Here is a 17,723-nt window from a genome sequence, read left to right as displayed (position 1 = left end):
AGTTGCCGCCCTGCTCCTATAGCGAAGGAATGGTCACGATGTGGAAGTGCGACAGCGTGGCCAGCTCCACGAATGCCATGGTCGCGTCCGCGCCGGGGCGTGGCTGTCCATCCCAGACAGCGAACGCGTGCAGCGATGGCTTTGCCGGGGCGAACGCTCGTGCGAGCGCCTGAGCCTCGACCAGGATCCTGGTGTTGGCCATCCGGTAATCCTGGTCGTCTTCGCCGGAAGGCTGCAGCACGACCAGATCGCCCTCCCGCTCCGCGGCACCGACATGCCGCCAGAAAGCCGCGCTCCAATCGCCCTGACGGTCGCGCACCGAGGTCTCGACAAAGCGGCTTGCCTCGAACGGCAGCACGATGCGGCGGCGCAGCCCCTGCTTTGCCGCCACGTCGAGCGCAATGAGGTCCGCGCCGCAGGCCGCCGAGCACACCAGCGCGGCCGCCCCCACCAGCCGGAAGCCGGCGGCGATGCGCTCCGCGACGCGCTCCACGTTTGCTGGTGGAAAACGCGCCGGCTGCGCACCCGCGGCATCGATGCGTCGGCCCGCCAGGGCCACCACGGCAGGCAAGGCGGGAGGCACGGCGCTCATCAATGGCCCGCCGGGGCGGGGTCCGCCCAGCGCTCCAGGCATTGCAACAGCGATTCGGCTGCGGCCCGCTCTGCCGCGTCGGCATGCCGCTGGTAGACCGGCAGGACGAAGTCGGCCTGGTCGCGCACGGTACGCCAGTTGTTGATGGCCGGCAGGCTCCTGTGCAGCTTGCCCAGGTCCGCGAGGATCGACGACAAGTCATCTGACAGGGTGCGCCGCGCGGCGCACTGGTAAACCCACAACTCGCTCAAGGCCGACCGGCTCCAGAAGTCCGGCTCGGCATGGTTCCGCTCCGGCGATGCCGTCGCCAACCCTTCCCAGTCGCCCGCGTAATCACCCTCCGTTCCCGCTGTCCAGTGCGCGACAAGCTCCGCCGCGCAGCGATTAATGGCCGGGTAGTAGGCGTTGCGAGCGCCGTGCGCCATGGCGGCCGCCTCGGCTTCCCGGTACCACCGCACGGTTTCACCAATGGCAGCAATTTCGGCATCGCGGCGGCCGGCCAGGCGCTCGACCATCGCCAGCCGCTTGCTGGCCGAGCCGCACAGCGCGAGCCGCTCCATCGACCGGTGCAGCGCGAGCAGCTGTGCCAGCTGCCCCATGGTTGCAAGGAGCAGTTCCCTGGAAGCGTCGACGGCAGATTGCAGCGCGGCGACGTCTGCGCCGGCAGTGGCAGCGACGGCGCGCAGGCGCTGCCATGCCAGCCGCACCTGCACGTTCGCCAGCTGCTCGGCGGACTGCAGGGTCGCCTTACCGTCCGCCGCCTTAAAGGCGGCCTGATACCAGGCGGCGGCTTCCTCGAGCAAGCCGGCCTCCCGCCAGGCCGTTGCAAACGCTTCGGCCACTGCGCCCATGCGTGCCCAGTTGCGCTCCGGGTCGCCAAAGGTATCGTGCAGATAGCGCAGGCGCCTGGCGGACTGCTCCACATTGGCCCCGCTCACGCGCAATTCCATCTGGATCATCTCGAGGGCAAGGAGCAGTCCCTGCGGCGACGCAATGCCGGCATAGGCTGCTGCGAAGCGCTGCTTCTCTTCCTCTGGTGCCTCGCTGGCCGCCCGGGCGCCGCCCGGGCCTACGTCCATCCAGCCCGGGAGGCACCAGTCCGGGTCGCCGTAGCACTGATAGGCTGCCCAGGTATTGCTGGGCAACTTGTACGCCGCCTCCCTGGCAATCGCGACCGCATCGAGGAAGCGCTGGCCGTCCAGCAGGGCGCGATAGAACGCGGTGGCAAATATCTCGGCCGCCGCATCATCGACGGCCCAACCTGCGGCCACCACGCAGCGCACGCCGAGCTTGATGAGGGCTTCGGCCACGCTGGCGGCGAAATCCGGCCGATGAAAGGATGGCGTCGGGCAGGTGCCCAGCAGGTTTGCCGTATCCGTCTTCGCCAGATGGCAGCAGTTGATGAACACCAGTTCGGGCACGCGCTGCATCCTCGCGAGTTCCTCTGGCCCGAGGAAAGTCCCGTTGGAAAGGACGACGCCACCTGCCCGCCCTGCCCCGTTGTCCGCTGCCGCCGCCTCGTCGCTGGCCGCCTGGCCGTGGCCTGCAATGTGAACGATGCCCCAGTCGCCGTCGAGTAGCGTCGCCACGACCTGTCGACTGTCTGGCCCGCGGTCGATGTCGTTGGCCGCCGCAAGGAGTTTTACCTGACGGTCGGCGCCGAGCCGCCTTGACAAGAGCGCCGACACCGCACGCGCCTCTCGCCTCGCGCCGGGCAGCAGCGGATAGCGCTTGTCGTCCGTGCACGGATCACCGATCACGAGGATCGGCGCGCGCCGCCCGGCGTCTTCCACCTGCCGGCGGAACTCTTGCGTGCGCAGCTTGCGCAACAGCTTGGCGCGGATCGCCCACGGCTTGTAGTCGGCGTTCTCGCCGGCGTCGGCATCCCGCCCGCTGTCGAGCATCTCCCACGGAATACCGGCGGTTCCGGGGTCCAGCTCGATCTGCATTTCGCTGGCGCCGGCAAGAAACGGCCGCACTTCGACCGGAACCAGCAACTTGAACAGCGTACGTCCGACACTGTCGTCGTTGCAGGTATTCGACGACGCCACGCTTACCAGTTCGCGCAGGAGGCGGCCCTGCGCCGCCACGGCACGCACTTCGGTACGTGCACGCCGGGTATCAAGCGTATAGATGATGGAGGAAGCGCCTCGGACGTCGACCTGCGTGGTCGCCGTGATCAGGTCGAAGTCCGCGCCCCGATAGCTGGAATCCAGCGGCCGCAGCAGCGCACCTGGGCTACTGCGGATAAAGGGCTTGATGACAAAGCGCCCCGGACAGGCCTGGACCAGCAGCTGCAGTGCCCGCCACGCCTCCGCGGCCCGGTCCAGGTACAGCTCGACCAGGCTCAGGCACTCCACCACAGGCCAGCCCGCGGAAGCCAGCAGGCGGTTGGCCTCACGCACTCCTTCGGCCACCGAGCGCGCAGCCTGGCCGGGCGACATCCCGGTGCCGCCGCTGCCAACCAGCGTCGCGGCGAGCGAGAATGAAGCCGGCCAGGGCACCGACTCGCCCGGAGGGCGCGCGGCTTCAGTCAGATGCTGTGCCCAGGCGATGACGCCGAGCCGCACCGTCTCGGCCAGCCCGCTGGCGCGCAGATGCCCCTCGTCGCCGAGACCGGCTACGACAATGCCCTTGGGACGCGGCACGTCGCGCAGGGGGTTGATCCTGTCCGCGCTGGTATTGACGAAGACCTGCTGCGTCTTCAGTTCCTGCGGATAGCGCCCCAGCCGCATCGAGGTCGACATGGCATTGCCGATCAGCCAGTCCATGACGGCCTCGGTACCCATCAGCGCGCTACCGCGATAGTGGCCCACCAGCACGGGGGCATCGAAGAATTTCAGGTTGCCGTTGACAACGTCGACACGCAAGGCGGACACGCTGGTGGCCGCCGCGCCGGCGGCGCGTTTCTGTCCGAGCGTCGCGCCCCGTGTCAACCCGCCGTCGGGCTTTGGCCCGGTATCGCCTGAGTTGGCGAGCTGGGCCGGGACGGCCCGCGTGCCGCCATCTTGTGGCTTCATGGAAGGGCTCAGTTCAGCGCCGGCCGGATGACAGTGTCGGCATCGCAGTGCACCGCGTACAGCAGCCCCAGCGGGTTGCCATGCGCCTTGAGGAACTCCTGCCGCAGGCCGAGCACGACTTCGCCCAGCGGTTCGCCGTGCAGGAAGCGCTCGAAGAATCGATCTGCCCACGCCCTGGCGAACAGGGCTGGCGTCTTGCATTCCGTGCCGATGACGCCGCGCGCGCCCTTGTCCATGAAGTAGGGTGCGAAGCCGTCGTAGAACGTTGGCGACATCTCGGCAGATTCGCACGCGTTGATGAAGACCAGCGGCTGGCCGCCCAGCCGCACGGCGCGAGGCGCGGTGAGATCGAGGTCGTTAAGGCTGATCAGTTCGTCAGTCAGCGCCAGGCTCGATGCGCCGGGTCCTCCAGCCTCCGTCAGACCCCGCGATACCGCGTGGCAGTACAGGTAGAGAATCTGGTCCGGCGTGTCCCGGTTGTTGAGCGCGCCGATAAAATCGGTCGGCGTGGCGCGGTCTGTCACGGCGATGCCCGCGCGGTCCTTCCAAAAGCTACGCTGGGACTGGACGAAGTCCACGCCCATCGCCGCATCGATGCCCGCATTGAAGTTCAGGCTGACCTTCAGGTCCGGGGTGCTGGGGATTTCCGGTGCCATCACGGCCATCGGGTTCTGCAGCGGAATCTGCTCGATGATGTGACGCATGCCAAGGAAATTGTTCCAGTCCAGCGGCGCTGCGCCGCTCACGTCTCCCATGTAGAGCAGTGGCCAGGGAATCGGCAGCGTCTCGGCGACAACCTGGATCCTGAGGCGGACGTCCGGATTGGTGCTCAACTGGCGCAAGGCCCTGCCAACCGCCCTGGCGTCGTCTCCCGCGCCCGCACCTTCGAAGAGCTTGAGCATCAGCAGCGCGCCAGCCCGGGCCATGATCTGCAGGGCTTTTTCCTGCGCGTCGGGGGCGATGTCGATGTCGCGCTGGAACACGTAGCGGCCAGCAGGGTCCTGGTGCATCACTACCTTCATCAGTTCCGCACGGGCGCTGTTGATATAGCTGTCAATCAAGCCGGCATTGATCGGCAGCCGCACCCGGGTGGCCACAGGGCCGCACACCACGCACTCGTAGCTGCCGGCGCTGCCCGGATAGATCTGCAGGCTCAGATCGCGCGGCTGCAGCACGGCGACTCCGCTCAGCGCGCGTCCGCGCGTTTTGACCTCAGTGGGCGCACCCGGCACGCCCACAAGGATCGTCAGGTCCATCTGCTGGATGAACTGGCCATCCTTAAGGATGGTTGCCTTGAGCTTGCATGGCCCGCTCTTCCGTGGCGACACGTCGAAACGGGCTTTGGTGAAGCCCTTGCCCACGCGGGGCACGCGCATCTGGCTGGTGTGGCCTGACGTCTCGAAGTCATCGGTGTCCAACTGCACCGTCAACACGACGTCCCTGGCTTCCGGCGCGAACAGGCCGCTTTCTGGCAGTGGTACATCCGCGATCACAAGTGCAGCTTCACGCCGGACGACATCCAGGTCAAAGGCAAGTGTGTACCACTGGCCCTGCACCACCGGCGCCTCCGGTGCGAGTCCCTCGAACTCAGCGTGGATCCAGCGCGGTGGCCCCGACTCTTCGGCCGGGGCGGGTGCCTGCTGCTGGTCCGGTGCTGGCGGTGCGAGAAGCTCCTCGTCGATGCCCAGAAGGCCTCGACCGTCCGCGGGCGGGACAGACGGCGCCGGCGTGACACCTCGCGAAGTCCCCGTGCCTGTCCCGGTACCCGTGCCTCCAGGCGTCCCCGTGCCGACGCCGAATCCTGTCGGGGGTGTGGAGGGCTCGAAAGCTGTTCCCCACTCAGGCGCCAGCACTGAGGGCCGGGCTGATCCCTGTATCGCCGCGGCCCAGAAAGCATGCGCGACAGCGGGATGCGCGATATCGTTGTGCGCGCCGGCCGCGCCACCGCCGTTGCAGATGACGTTGCTTGCCTCAAGGTTAAAGACGCTGCCTTCACTGAAGTCGTAGGGCAAGTCGCTGGCCGCCATCGGCATGTCGACGATGCCGGTACTCCCCTGGATGCCAAATGCGCCAATGCCGCCGTACTTCGGCAAGTCGTCGCCAAGCAGGAACTGTCCTTTGGCGCCAGCGCCCAGCGGATAGAACTTGGCGACCGCCGTGTCGTGCCTTGAACGCGTGGTCAGGATCGGCCCACGCACCATGCCGTTTGCAACGATACGCCGGAAGTAGCCTGGGGTACCTGGCGCATAAGGAACATCGTCGGCATAGGACCATAACGAAAGCGCGCCCTGGACAAGGAAAAGAGATTCCACCGGGCGCCGCAGCGCGGCACCACCCGACTCGCCAGCCACCGTTCCGGACACGACGATGCAGCCGAAGCTGTGACCCATCAGGTGGAAGCGCGCCTTGGGAGCCGCTTCCTGCATGGCGATCAGCAACCCATGTGCGCCGGTTTCGCCGAAGCGGCGCGCGCGATCCTTCATCTTCCAGAAGGAGAGTTGGCGCAGCGGGGCCAGAATGGCATCCTTTGCCCGGCTGCCGAAGCCCAGTACTTGCACATTCCTCGCCGCATCGCCAGCGTCGCTCCCTTCAGCCTGCGCGACGATGGCCTGCGCATCGAAGCCGTCCTGGTCCGCACCCGGACGCCCGTTTGCACTGCCGGTCCGCAGGCCGGAAAGCTGGAAGAGTGCCGCGAAATCATCCTCGATGGCGGCCGTCAGCGCGGTGCTGCTGGCCGTCTCCGCATAGGCGAAGATTTTCGCGATGGTCTCGCGCGCGTTCTCGCCGAGTTGCGCGGCCAGGGCGTTGACGTCAGCATCGTGTCCGGCAGACAGCACGGCCGCCCCTTCCGCGGGTACCGTCTCCATGCCCCACGGCAGGCTGGGCCAGTGAATGCCGATCACCAGGGGGTTGAAGCCCGCGTGGTTGACCTGCATCACAGCCAGATCAGCCTCGGAGGCGGCCATGGCGCGGATCCAGTTGTCGTACTGGGCAATGGCGGCAGGCACGTCGCCCTGCCAGCCATGACTGCAGACGAATACGTCGGTCACCGGCACGCCGGGGTCGGAGAGCCGCTGGCAAATGGCGGCGCTGAGCAGCGAGCCGTCAGGCTCCGGCCGTTCGCGTCCCTCCTCGTCGAACAGCACCAGGAAATACTCGATATCAGTACCGGCTATCTGGCGAATCGGCATGGCAGCCTCCCTCTCACCGGCCGGGTTGCCCAGCGCCCCGGCGCACGCTCTGTCCCCGTTGGCGCGCAGGCACCAGCCTGCGGCGGTGGTTCAGGCCAGTCCCTGCTCGAACAACAGGGCTTCCAGGTCGCGCCGTCGCAGCAGGCCCGCCATCTCCGGCTTGCCCGCCCACAGGCGCTTCATCGCACGGATCTGCGCCGGGATGTCGGCAAGGCGTCCCGCCTGAATATCGTCACGGATGGCGCGCATCTCCTGGTAGCGATCCCCGGCGGCGTTGAAGGAAGCTCCCCGGTTATAGGTCAGCGACACCAGCGCGCCCAGGCAATCGGGCGTCAGGTTCTCCGCGGCAGGCGGCAGCGCCGCGAGTGTCCGGCCGATGAAGCGCGGCATGACGGTTTTCTTGAATACCGCGTCCGCGGCGGTGAACGGCACGTCTACCGACTTCATCTGCGGCAGGATCTGGTGGGCAGCCTCGCCGGTTTTTCCGCATGCGGGCTTCAGCGTGCCGACGGCAGGATCGCCGATCGCGCCGGTCCAGTCGGTCGCCAGCACGTCCGCGGTCACATAGCCGATGTCGTAGCCGATCCCGATCGTGACGCCTGACTTGCCGTGTGGCCATACCGGATGGCGATACAACCGGGTGTAGGCGGCTTCGCTGCTCACCTCGAACGCGACGATCATGTCCATTGCGCGAGTGGAGACGATGGCCGTACCGAGCAGCATCGAGGTCTCCGGGGGCGGATTCTCGCTCTCGAAGAGCTTGCGTTCCTCATCCTGCGACATGTCAGAAGCCCCGAGCAGCCCCGGAGTGCTAATCGTTTCAGCGAGCAGTTCGTCGAAGGAAGACATGTGCGATCCCCTTGTAGGCAGTCCATCTGACTTCCCTTGCTGAGGATGGCGTCAACGCAGCCGTCCAGAAGGTCCGTCGGTACTGGGGAATGACATCAGGGTGCGCCGGTCGGCCGCAAGCCGGCCATGGCGGCCTGCTTCGTGGCGCCTTGCCCACCGATCCCCCAAGACGGTGGACAAGAACAGAGACTCGCTGTCTGGTCTCCTCGCAGGAGACTCTATGACCTCTCAGGGTCGATCCATCCGAATATCGGCATCCCTGCTTCCCTTTGTCTGACTTATCAAGGGTCTCGCCAGATGCCCCGAAAAGATGGATCTATTTACTTTATTAGCAAAAAGGCAACCATCAAGATGCAAATGCGTCCGCTCACACAAAATTTCATTTATGTAACACTTTCACTTTTATTGACCTCAGGATTTAATTTGTTTTCGCCACATTGGCGAGAATGTGCCCGCACCTGCTACTCAATGCCTGGCTGATAGCCGGTGACGCTCATGAGTTGATAGCCCGCCCGCTTCATTGAAGTGAATGCCGCCTGATACTGCCCTGACGGCACGCTATGTTCAGCGGCCCATTTGGATCCTTCCCCTTTCTCCCAGATAGCGGCGTAATGTGTCGTATTCCCGGCACCCCACGCGCTGATCCGTACGGGACGATAGCCCTGCCGGGCCAGCCGGTCATATTCCTGCTTGTAGAGTTCCGGCGACATGCCGTGATGCGTTTCCCAGTCGGGGCCAGGCCTCTTCTCCCAGATAGCGGCGTAGCGATCCTGCCCCTCACGCACGTACCCACTGACATCGACGAGCCGATAGCCATCTGTGGTGAGCCGCTCGAACTGGCGCTGAAACTGACCTGGCGTCAAGTCATGTCGTGCAACCCACGCGACGCCCGCGTCCTTTTCCCAGATGGCTGCAAAGCGAACCTGGTCACCGACAGCGTAGCCACTGACATGGACAGGGCGATATCCTTGAGCGACCAGGCGGTCAAACTCTTGCTGGTATCGATTCGCAGTCAAGCCATGCCGCGCTTCCCGGGGAGGACCCGATCCCTTTTGCCAGATCGCGGCGTAGCGTTCCTGCCCTCCGACAGCGTAGCCGCTCAGATCCACAAGCCGATATCCCTGGCCAGCAAGCGTGTCCAGTTCGTGCTGAAGCTCTTCTGACGTCAGCCCGTGCCGGGCCTCCCAGGCCTGGCCCTGCGCGATTTCCCAGATGGTTGCGAAACGCGGCTCACGGGGACTCTGGGGCGAAGGCGGACGTACTGAGTCCGGGGCGGTCACCGGCGCGGTACCAGGAGCATTGGCAGGAGCACGAGCCGGGACAGGATGACTGGCGCGCTCCCCGTGCTGCGGTTCGGGCGCTAATGCCTCATTGACAGAGCGCTGATGCCACAAATAGCTGCCGGCCGCCAGCACCAGTCCTGCTCCGACGCCTGCCAGGACCATACGGGTACCGGGCGCCAGCGCGGACCGCGCCGGCGGCGTGGTCTCGCGATCCTGCCTTGTCGGCAACTGCTTCGACTGCACATAGGGACGCAGAGCCTTCACGAGTAGCTGAACGTCAGATTCCCAACGTGCGTGCGTTAGCTCGACGCCGTTGCGAAACGCCAACTCTCTCATGTCCTCGGGCAAGTCCTCTGCACGGGGCATCGTCGCGCCATGCACCAGAACGGGTATGACCGGAATGTCACGCCGAAGTGCCGATGCCGTTTCAAGGCGGACAAAATCTGCCGGATCATCGAGCCGCCGCGCGCCCGATTCGTCGCAAGTCGTAAGCCAGCTCTTGCCAATAATCGAAAGCAGAACACCGCAAGAGGCGACGTGTTGGTCAATCACACTGCGAAAGTCGCGGCCGGGCTCGATGCCAGCGACGTCCATGAACACTGCGTCGTCACCAAAATGTTCGGTGAGATCGTCAAACAGGCGCCCGGCCTGGCCCTCGGCATCATCCCGGCGATAGCTGATGAAGATTGCACGCACGCCCATCTCCTCGGGGGAAATTCGCGAGTCGAGGCCAGAGTCGAACGGCTTTCAGTCCGGGATGGCGATTCCCAACAGCGCCTCACGCGGGCTTTCGGCATGTCACAGGACCAACTAATACCAGGATGCGGTTCCCCGCAAGCGGCAATTGACGAGCCGATCGAGCGAGTTTCGCGGATGATACGTTTTCACCCGCGTCTTGATCAGAAGAAAATTAAATTCAATTCACCGGGCGAGCGCTACCACTATCTTAGACAGGGCCGAGACGGGCTCCAGGAGAGAGGCTATGGTAACGGTCAGCTACCCCGGTGTGTACATCCAGGAAAAGTCCAGCGGCGTACGGACCATCACCGGCGTGGCGACATCCATTGCCGCGTTCATCGACTGGTTCCCGCGAGGTCCCCTCGACGAGGCGGTGCAGTGCCTGTCGTATGCCGACTTCGAGCGCGAGTTCGGCGGCATCCATATCGACAGCCCCGCCAGCTATGGCATCAAGCAGTTCTTCCAGAACGGCGGCAGCGAATGCTGGGTGGTGCGAGTCGGTACCACCGGCAGCGCCACGGCAACCGAAAATGCCGTGGAAGCACGGGCAGTGGTCACCGACGGGCCCGCGGGCAGCGGCGATCCGATGTTCCGCGTGCTGGCCGGCCGGCAGATCCGCGGTGCCGTCGCGGTCAATCCCGGCAGTTGGGGCAACGCTGTGATGCTCGATATCGACTACGAGACCAGCGACCCGGCCAACACCTTCAACCTGCACGTCAGCGAGGTCGTGCTCCAGAACGGCGTGCGCCGACTGCTGCGCAGCGAAACCTTTCGCAACCTGACGATGGACAGCGCCAGTCCGAACTTCGCGCTGGCGGTGGTCAATGCGGGCTCGCGCATCGTGCAGCTGGATCGGCGCGTGCTGGACGGATCGGCCGATATGGCGGACCTGCCCGACCCGCTGACGCGACCGGCCGCGACCGGCACGCTCGGCAACGAGCTGGCGGCAGGCGCGCCCGACATCCCCGACGATGGGGATACCTTCACGGTCACCGTCAATGGCGATGTTTCCCCGGCCGTGGTTCGCGTGTCGCACACCGCCACGCTGGACTACGGCGGCGCCACGCCCACCACATACCAGGCCGTGCGCCCCTTCGTCGAAGCCGCCATCCGCGCCACCGCGCTGTTGCCTGCGGTGACAGCGGACTCGGAGCGCGCCGTGCTGGCCGGCGCCACCGTGGTCTTGCGCGGCAACGGCAGCGCCAGCGCGCCATTCCGCTTCCTGGTACAGGGCGGACGCACCAGCCCCACCTACCTGGCGGGGGCCACGCTCGACGTGGTGGGGCCCGCCTCGGGCGACCTCGGCTTCCCCGCCGGCCTGAACCCCAACATACAGCAACACCAGCTCGCCGGAGGACAGGACGGCATTGCGCCGGTCGAGGGGCCCGCGCTGACTGGCGAGGCGTTGACCAAGACCGGGCTGTACGCGCTGGAGGATGTCGACCTGGTCAACATCCTCTGCATTCCTCGCGCCGCTGACCTGGCGCCGAACGAGATGTCCGCGCTGTACAGCGAAGCGACCACCTATATCGCCGCGCGGCGCGGCTTCCTGCTGATCGACATCCCCGAGACCACCGCCACCCTGGAAGCCATGCAGACCTGGCTCGCCGACAACGACGGCCTGCGCAACAAGAACGCGGCGGTCTATTTCCCGCGTACGTTCGCGCCCGACCCCGCCAACAACAACCGGCTCAGGAGCATCGCCGCGTCGGGCACCATCGCCGGGCTTTATGCGCGCACGGACGCCAGCCGCGGTGTATGGAAAGCCCCCGCCGGTACCGATGCCCGCCTGCAGAACGTGCAGGCGCTGGCCTATCAGCTGACCGACCTGCAGAACGGCGTGCTCAATCCACTGGCGGCGAACTGCCTGCGGACCTTCCCGGTGTACGGCAACCTCTGCTGGGGCGCTCGTACGCTGGACGGCGCCGACCAGCTCGCCAGCGAATGGAAGTACATCCCTATCGTGCGCCTGGCGCTGTTCATTGAGGAGTCGCTGTTCCGCGGCACGAAGTGGGTCGTGTTCGAACCCAATGACGAGCCGCTGTGGGCGCAGATCCGCCTCAATGTAGGCGTGTTCATGAACGGGCTGTTCCGCCAGGGGGCGTTCCAGGGAATGACGCGGCAGGAGGCGTATTACGTCAGGTGTGACAAGGAAACCACGACGCAGGACGATCGCAACCGCGGCATCGTCAATATCGAAGTCGGGTTCGCCCCGCTGAAGCCCGCGGAGTTCGTCGTCATCACGATCCAGCAGATCGCCGGCGCGCTGGAACCGTAAGGGAGTCGGATCATGGCACAGTTTTCCGTCAATACCCACCGCTTCGATCCGTACAAGAACTTCAAATTCCGCATCAAGTGGGACGGGCGCTATGTCGCCGGCGTCAGCAAGATCGGCGCGCTCAAGCGCAGCACGGAAGTGGTCGAGCACCGCGAAGGCGGGGACCCGTCCACCTCGCGCAAGTCGCCCGGACGCACCAAGTACGAGGCGCTGACGCTGGAACGCGGTGTCACCCACGACCCGGAGTTCGAGAACTGGGCCAACAAGATCTGGCATGTCGGCGGCGGGCTCGGCGCCGAGGTCAGCCTGAAGGACTTCCGCAAGGACGTGCTGATCGAGATCATGAACGAGACCGGGCAGGTGGTCCTCGCCTACAAGGTATACCGCTGCTGGGTCTCGGAGTTCCAGGCGGTGGCCGACCTCGACGCCAATGCCAACGCGGTACTGATCCAGACCCTGAAGCTCGAAAACGAAGGCTGGGAGCGCGACCTGGATGTGACCGAACCGGCCGAGCCGGTCACGGGAGCTTGAACTCATGGCCACGCCGCAGCGGCTCGCGCAGCACAGGCGGCGCGCCGGCTGGCGTGCGTTCGGCGGCGCCGATGATCTGGATGTGGATTTTGGCACCGACGACCGCCAGGCGCTGGTGACGACCCTGCTGGCGTCGTGCGCCGCCCCGCGCGATGCCCGTTACTGGTGGGCACAACCGGTGAGCGCGCGCATCGGCGCGCTGCTGCGCGTGCTGGCGACGACGGAGGCGACCGACCGGCTCGAACTGCAGGCCGCCTGCGGCAGCAGCGCATGCGCCGAACGGTTCGAATTCGAGCTGCCGCTGGCCATGTTGATGGCCCAGGTCCCGGCAGAAGATGTCGTGCGGCTGACGCTGGGCGATGACGCCCACCACCGAGCGGTTTCCGTGCGACGCCCCCGTGGCGCCGACCTGCGGGCGTGGCGGCAGGCCTGCCCCGCAGGCACGCGCCAGGCCGCCGTCAGGGCAATGCTCGACAGCCTGATCGTCGAAGGCGAGATAACCATCGACGATGAAGCGGAGCTCGCGGAGACGCTGGCGGCGCTGGATCCGCTGGTGGCGTTCACAGTCGCCTGCCACTGCCCGGTGTGCGGCGAGAGCAATGAGGTGCGTGTCGACCTGGAGCAGATCGTGCTGGCGCGGCTGCGCCGCTGTCAGACTGCGCTGCTGCGCGAAATCCACCTGCTGGCCACGCACTTTGGCTGGAGCGAGCGCGAGGTGCTGGCGGTACCGCCAGCACGCCGCAAGCGCTACCTGGACTGGATTGGGGATACGCCATGAGCGACTACTTTGGCGCGCTGATGCAAGCCGGCGGGATTCACGTCGGGTCGGGCGAATCACCGGCACGGCCCGTCACTGCGACGCTCGCCGAGGCAGGCCCGGACGATGCTGGCCCCGATGCCGCGCCGGGCGCCGACGGGCCGGTACAACTGGTGGACGAGCCGAAGTCCACGGCCCGGCCCGCCGCGGCGGCCGCCAGCCAGCCCCTGACGGAGGCCAGGTCAATTGCGGCGGGCATGCCCGGTGAGATACCACGGCAGCGCGTCGAGTTGCCAACACCGCCGGTGCCAGCATCCGCGGCAGGCCTGGTCCCCACCGCCCCAGAACGCGAGGCGTCGCCCACGGCATTGGCCGCTGCGCCTGAAGCTGCGCGCGCCGGCACGCCTCCGACGGCGCAGGCAATGATCGCGGCCGCGCTGCGCTGGATCTCCAGCGCGGAGCCGGAGGAGTCCGCGCCCGCCCGGGCATCCGGGGCGCAAGCGCTACGCGGTGCCACACAGACAAGCGCGTACATGGAAGAGGCCAGCGCCAACCTGCCGGAAGCCGCGCCCGCAATGCCCCTTTCCGTACCAGGTGACAGCAATGCAGCGTGGTTGCGGCCCGAACCGGAATGGGCCGAGCCGCCGGTAGCGGCGGCCGCGCCCGACACGGTGGCCGTCTCGATCGGCGCGATTCACCTGCGTGTGGACGCCCCGCCGCCCGTCGCGCCGGCCAGCCCGGCTGCGCCGCAGCAACCCCCCGCGCCGGCCCTTCGTTCCGGCCTGTCGCGGCGCGCCCTGCGCAGGATTTGAGCCATGGCGCTGGCTGACACCGGCAGGGCGATCGGCGCGGTGACCCGCCTGCTGCGGGACCACCTGATCCGCCGCAGCTTCGAAGTCAGCGTCGGCAAGCCAGAGCTGGCCGCCGAGACAAATACCACCGCCAAGCTGAACCTCTTCCTCTATGAAGCCGCCTTCGATGCGACGCTGCGCAACCAGTCCCTGCACGAAGGCGAGCCGCCGCCGCTGTGGCTGGTGCTGAAGTACCTGCTGACCGCCTTCGATGACCGCGAGGAGAGCGACAGCGCAGCCGCGCACGAAATGCTTGGCCAGGGCATGGCGGCCTTGCAGGAGCTGAACTACCTGCGCCTCGACCCGCTGGTGGCGCCCGACGTGCGGCTCGCCCTTCAAGCCAACCCGGAGCCGCTCAAGCTGACATTCGATGAATCCGGCGTGGAACTGCTGTCCAAGGTCATGCAAGGCACCGACGAGCGCTACCGCCTGTCCGCTGCCTTCCAGATGCGGCCGGTCATGATCGTACCGAGCCATCCGCCACGCAACTCGCTGCTGGTGGGCATCGACTACCGGACCGCGCTGCAGACGGTAATCGGCGAGGACGGCATCGCCATCACCGTGCTGCCCACGCTCGGGCCCCGCCTGGCGCGCATCGAGCCCGGCGCTTTCGAAGCCGGAGAGACGATCGAGCTGTTCGGCGACGAGCTTACCGGCGACGACCTGGAAATCGTGCTGGGCAATATCGTGCTCACGCCGGTGCAACGGTTGCCTGACCGGCTGCGCGTCACCGCCGAGGGCGATCCGGGTGGCAATCCGCAGGGACCCATCGCCGCCGGCACGTCGCTATCGGCGGGCGAGCTGCCGCTGGTCGCACGGCGCCGGCTGTCGGCCACGCGCACCCGTTCCGGCAACCTGCTGCCCGTGCGCCTGCTGCCGACACTGGAAGACGCCGCGATCGCCGGAGGAGACCTGACGCTGACTGGCCTGCTGCTGGGCAACCAGACCGACGACATCGTCGTTTCGCTTTACCGTCCGGCCGACGGTGTCACGGTACGCAGCTTCGACACGTTTGCCAGTGCGCCCGACCAGCAGACCCTGACCATCTCCGGTGCGATCACCGGCATATCCGCTGGCGACTACCGCGTGATCCTGTGCGTAAACAGCCAGCAGGCGAAAGCCAGCCCCCTGGTGACGGTGCCCTGACCATGGACCGGCTTCCCGTCGAGGAATGGCTCGAACCCGTCGCCTTCATTCCCGGCGCGCAAGGCGGCGATGCGCTCGCCCGCTATTGGCTGCGCCAGGTGACGCTGCGCCTGCGCCGTGAAATCTGCTGGCTGTGGGGCGAGCAGGGGCTGCAGCAGGCAGTTGGCGAAGAGGCGGCGGCACGGCCTGACTTCGCCGACCGTACGCTCGTTGCCCTTGACCTGGCACGTTATGCGCGCAAGAAGCGCGAGTTCTTCGACAACGACGTCACGGCGCGCTACCTGAGCGAACGCATTGCGCTGCCGCCACCGCTTCCATCCGCCTGTGCCCGTGGCTCATTTGGCTGGGTAACCGAGACCCTGCGGCTGCAGCCCGTGGAGTGCTTCCTGCTGGCCCTGGCGCTGCTACCCTGCCTCGACAGCGCCAGCTCGCACGTGATCGCGACCTGCAATGGCGATGCGCAGCGTGGCGACCCGACACTGGCGCTGGCGCAGAGGCTGTGGGACGAGCCGGACGCGGTGGTTCGCGAACTTGGCCCCGGGCATGTGCTGGCCCGCCACGGCCTGCTGGCACTGGTGGCCGGGCCCGGGCACGCGCTCTGGCAGGCGCCGATGACCGTCGCGCCGCTGGTGGCGCGAGAGCTTCTGTTTCCAGCCGGCGCCCTGCCCGATGCGCTCGAATGCGTCGACGCGCTGGCGCCGCCTGCAGCGGCGGGGATGCTGGCCGCCCGCGTGTCGGCGACATTGCGGACACCGTCCTCGTCGCACCGCCTGCGCATCGTGCCGCTGGCCGGTGCCGCCGGGGCACCGCTCGCGCAATGGCTGGCCGCCTGCACCGCCACGTTGGATATCGCCACCGTGCGGCCGGCACCCGGATGCGCGCGCGAGCATCTGCCACAGTTGCTGACCGTGGCATGGCTGCGCGGCCATGCCCTGTATCTGCCAGGCAAATGGCTGGGCGTGGCCGGCGACGCCGTGCCGGGCCATGAAGCGGTGGCCGATTCCACGCCGCTCTCCAGCCTGCCGCTGACCGTGTTTATTGGCCTGCAGGATCAGGCTGAAGCCGCTACGACCGCGGGGACGGGGCTGGTGGCAACACTGGCTGCGATGCTGGACCGCGGCGCTGAAGTGCTGCCCACCGTCACGTTGCCGCCCTCCTCCTATGCCGAACGGCTTGCATACTGGCGCGCCGCGGTGCCATCGATGGCCCGGCATCCTGCGCTGGCGGAAGTGGCACGGCGCTTCCGCTACGAGCACGGTGGCATTGCCCGGGTCGGCGCCGAGTTGGCGTCGCTGGGCCATGCGCCGACCAGCGAAGCGCTGTTTGCCGCAGCGCGCGCCGATCTCGACATGGGCACGCTGGCCCAGCCCGTGGTGCCTCGCTTCGACCTCGGCGAACTGATGCTGCCGCCGGCGCAGGCACGCCAGATCGACGAGATCGTTGTGGCGATGCGCAACCTGACCCGCGTCCACTACGAGTGGGGAACGGCAAGAGCCTGGAACGACGGCGGGCTGGCCGTGCTGTTCTCAGGCCCGCCCGGCACCGGCAAGACGATGTGCGCCGAGGCGCTGGCAAAGACGCTGGAACTTCCGTTGTACCGGATCGACCTGTCCCAGGTGGTCAACAAATACATTGGCGAGACCGAGAAGAACCTGCGCAGGCTGTTTGATGCCGCCGACACCTCGGACGTCATGCTCTTCTTCGACGAAGCCGACGCGCTGTTCGGCCGGCGCACCGAGGTCAGGGATGCGCATGACCGCTTTGCCAACCTGGAGATCAGCTACCTGCTGGAGCGCATGGAACGTTTCAAGGGCCTGGCCATTCTCGCCACCAATCGCCGCAAGGACCTCGACGAGGCTTTCCTGCGGCGGCTGCGCTTCGCCGTCGAATTTCCACTGCCGGGGCCCGAGGAACGGTTGCGCATCTGGCGCAGCGTGATTCCGCCCGGCGTGGATGCGAGCGCGCTTGACTTCGATTTCCTGATGCGCCGCTTCGCCCTTGCCGGCGGGCATATCCGCGCCATTGTGTTTCATGCCTGCCTGCAGAGCGCCGCCGAGGGCGCGCCCAGGACCCTGACCATGCCGGCCGTGATCCGCGCCGTGCAGCGCGAGTACGACAAGCTGGAGCGCGCCAGCAGCCTCGATCAGTACGGACCCTATGCGCCGCTGGTGGCAGCGGAAAGGAGCCTGCGATGACCACGGACAGGAAGGCGCGCCCGCCGCGGCGCCTGCATATCGACCGCCTCGAACTCGACCTGCGCGGCGTTTCCGCGCTTACCGCCGGGGAGGCGGCCCGCCTGCTGCCCCACGCGTTGGAGCAGGCGCTGGCACAGGCGCTGGCGCTGCACCCGGTGCCGGTCGGCGCTCGCCCCGGGACGACCCGTATCGAAGCCGGCCGCATCGGCCTGGAGGCCGCGCCCGACGCCGCCACGCTCGCGGCGCGCATGGCGCAACGGATCGCCGCCAGCACCGGCCACGGAGAATGACC

The 17,723-nt window shown here is 67.0% G+C and carries 12 protein-coding genes; 7 read left to right on the top strand and 5 right to left on the bottom strand.

The window, feature by feature from the left end:
• Nucleotides 1-16: 16 nt before the first annotated feature.
• The 5 genes from ABNX08_RS10065 to ABNX08_RS10045 all read right to left on the bottom strand — a co-directional run bounded on the left by ABNX08_RS10065 (nucleotide 17) and on the right by ABNX08_RS10045 (nucleotide 9,631).
• Nucleotides 17-592: a hypothetical protein gene (locus tag ABNX08_RS10065; RefSeq protein WP_041681052.1), complete on the bottom strand. Its 576-nt coding sequence runs from the start codon at nucleotides 590-592 to the stop codon at nucleotides 17-19.
• The gene (locus ABNX08_RS10060; RefSeq protein ID WP_022535081.1) at nucleotides 592-3,612 is read right to left on the bottom strand and encodes a CHAT domain-containing protein; all 3,021 of its coding nucleotides are present in this window, start codon (nucleotides 3,610-3,612) and stop codon (nucleotides 592-594) included. Before ABNX08_RS10060 ends, ABNX08_RS10065 begins: the two co-directional genes overlap by 1 nt.
• A gap of 8 nt (nucleotides 3,613-3,620) precedes the next feature.
• Nucleotides 3,621-6,803: a CHAT domain-containing protein gene (locus tag ABNX08_RS10055; RefSeq protein WP_349607239.1), complete on the bottom strand. Its 3,183-nt coding sequence runs from the start codon at nucleotides 6,801-6,803 to the stop codon at nucleotides 3,621-3,623.
• Nucleotides 6,804-6,893: 90 nt separating this feature from the next.
• Complete coding sequence (locus ABNX08_RS10050) at nucleotides 6,894-7,652, bottom strand: hypothetical protein (protein WP_349607240.1); 759 nt, start codon at nucleotides 7,650-7,652, stop codon at nucleotides 6,894-6,896.
• Between the two features lie 461 nt (nucleotides 7,653-8,113).
• A complete protein-coding gene (locus tag ABNX08_RS10045; RefSeq protein WP_349607241.1) occupies nucleotides 8,114-9,631 on the bottom strand; it encodes a TIR domain-containing protein in 1,518 nt (505 codons plus the stop codon).
• A 286-nt stretch (nucleotides 9,632-9,917) separates the two neighbouring features.
• On the opposite strand from ABNX08_RS10045, the gene ABNX08_RS10040 reads away from it, so the two are divergent.
• From ABNX08_RS10040 to ABNX08_RS10010, 7 genes are read left to right on the top strand one after another with little or no spacing between them, the layout of a single operon-like run.
• Nucleotides 9,918-11,951: a phage tail sheath C-terminal domain-containing protein gene (locus ABNX08_RS10040; RefSeq protein WP_022535077.1), complete on the top strand. Its 2,034-nt coding sequence runs from the start codon at nucleotides 9,918-9,920 to the stop codon at nucleotides 11,949-11,951.
• Between the two features lie 12 nt (nucleotides 11,952-11,963).
• Entirely contained in the window at nucleotides 11,964-12,482 is a 519-nt protein-coding gene (locus tag ABNX08_RS10035; protein WP_022535076.1) for a phage tail protein, read from the top strand.
• 4 nt (nucleotides 12,483-12,486) lie between these two features.
• Nucleotides 12,487-13,260: a hypothetical protein gene (locus ABNX08_RS10030; RefSeq protein WP_022535075.1), complete on the top strand. Its 774-nt coding sequence runs from the start codon at nucleotides 12,487-12,489 to the stop codon at nucleotides 13,258-13,260.
• Entirely contained in the window at nucleotides 13,257-14,051 is a 795-nt protein-coding gene (locus ABNX08_RS10025) for a hypothetical protein (RefSeq protein ID WP_349607242.1), read from the top strand. Before ABNX08_RS10030 ends, ABNX08_RS10025 begins: the two co-directional genes overlap by 4 nt.
• Before the next feature lie 3 nt (nucleotides 14,052-14,054).
• Nucleotides 14,055-15,236: a DUF4255 domain-containing protein gene (locus ABNX08_RS10020; protein ID WP_349607243.1), complete on the top strand. Its 1,182-nt coding sequence runs from the start codon at nucleotides 14,055-14,057 to the stop codon at nucleotides 15,234-15,236.
• A gap of 2 nt (nucleotides 15,237-15,238) precedes the next feature.
• Nucleotides 15,239-17,431 (top strand): ATP-binding protein, encoded by a 2,193-nt coding sequence (locus ABNX08_RS10015; RefSeq protein ID WP_349607244.1) that lies wholly within the window; start codon nucleotides 15,239-15,241, stop codon nucleotides 17,429-17,431.
• Entirely contained in the window at nucleotides 17,428-17,721 is a 294-nt protein-coding gene (locus tag ABNX08_RS10010; protein ID WP_022535071.1) for a hypothetical protein, read from the top strand. Before ABNX08_RS10015 ends, ABNX08_RS10010 begins: the two co-directional genes overlap by 4 nt.
• Nucleotides 17,722-17,723: the final 2 nt, after the last annotated feature.

The sequence above is a fragment of the Cupriavidus sp. DF5525 genome (assembly GCF_040149425.2).
Lineage (GTDB): Bacteria > Pseudomonadota > Gammaproteobacteria > Burkholderiales > Burkholderiaceae > Cupriavidus > Cupriavidus pickettii_A.
This window is presented reverse-complemented; position numbering and strand designations above follow the sequence as displayed.

Bases quoted from the DNA above. Each gene is read 5' to 3' on its own strand.
- ABNX08_RS10030 (WP_022535075.1), top strand. From the start codon at position 12,487: ATGGCCACGCCGCAGCGGCTCGCGCAGCACAGGCGGCGCGCCGGCTGG.
- ABNX08_RS10055 (WP_349607239.1), bottom strand. From the start codon at position 6,803: ATGCCGATTCGCCAGATAGCCGGTACTGATATCGAGTATTTCCTGGTG.
- ABNX08_RS10065 (WP_041681052.1), bottom strand. From the start codon at position 592: ATGAGCGCCGTGCCTCCCGCCTTGCCTGCCGTGGTGGCCCTGGCGGGC.
- ABNX08_RS10020 (WP_349607243.1), top strand. From the start codon at position 14,055: ATGGCGCTGGCTGACACCGGCAGGGCGATCGGCGCGGTGACCCGCCTG.
- ABNX08_RS10040 (WP_022535077.1), top strand. From the start codon at position 9,918: ATGGTAACGGTCAGCTACCCCGGTGTGTACATCCAGGAAAAGTCCAGC.
- ABNX08_RS10025 (WP_349607242.1), top strand. From the start codon at position 13,257: ATGAGCGACTACTTTGGCGCGCTGATGCAAGCCGGCGGGATTCACGTC.
- ABNX08_RS10010 (WP_022535071.1), top strand. From the start codon at position 17,428: ATGACCACGGACAGGAAGGCGCGCCCGCCGCGGCGCCTGCATATCGAC.
- ABNX08_RS10035 (WP_022535076.1), top strand. From the start codon at position 11,964: ATGGCACAGTTTTCCGTCAATACCCACCGCTTCGATCCGTACAAGAAC.
- ABNX08_RS10060 (WP_022535081.1), bottom strand. From the start codon at position 3,612: ATGAAGCCACAAGATGGCGGCACGCGGGCCGTCCCGGCCCAGCTCGCC.
- ABNX08_RS10015 (WP_349607244.1), top strand. From the start codon at position 15,239: ATGGACCGGCTTCCCGTCGAGGAATGGCTCGAACCCGTCGCCTTCATT.
- ABNX08_RS10050 (WP_349607240.1), bottom strand. From the start codon at position 7,652: ATGTCTTCCTTCGACGAACTGCTCGCTGAAACGATTAGCACTCCGGGG.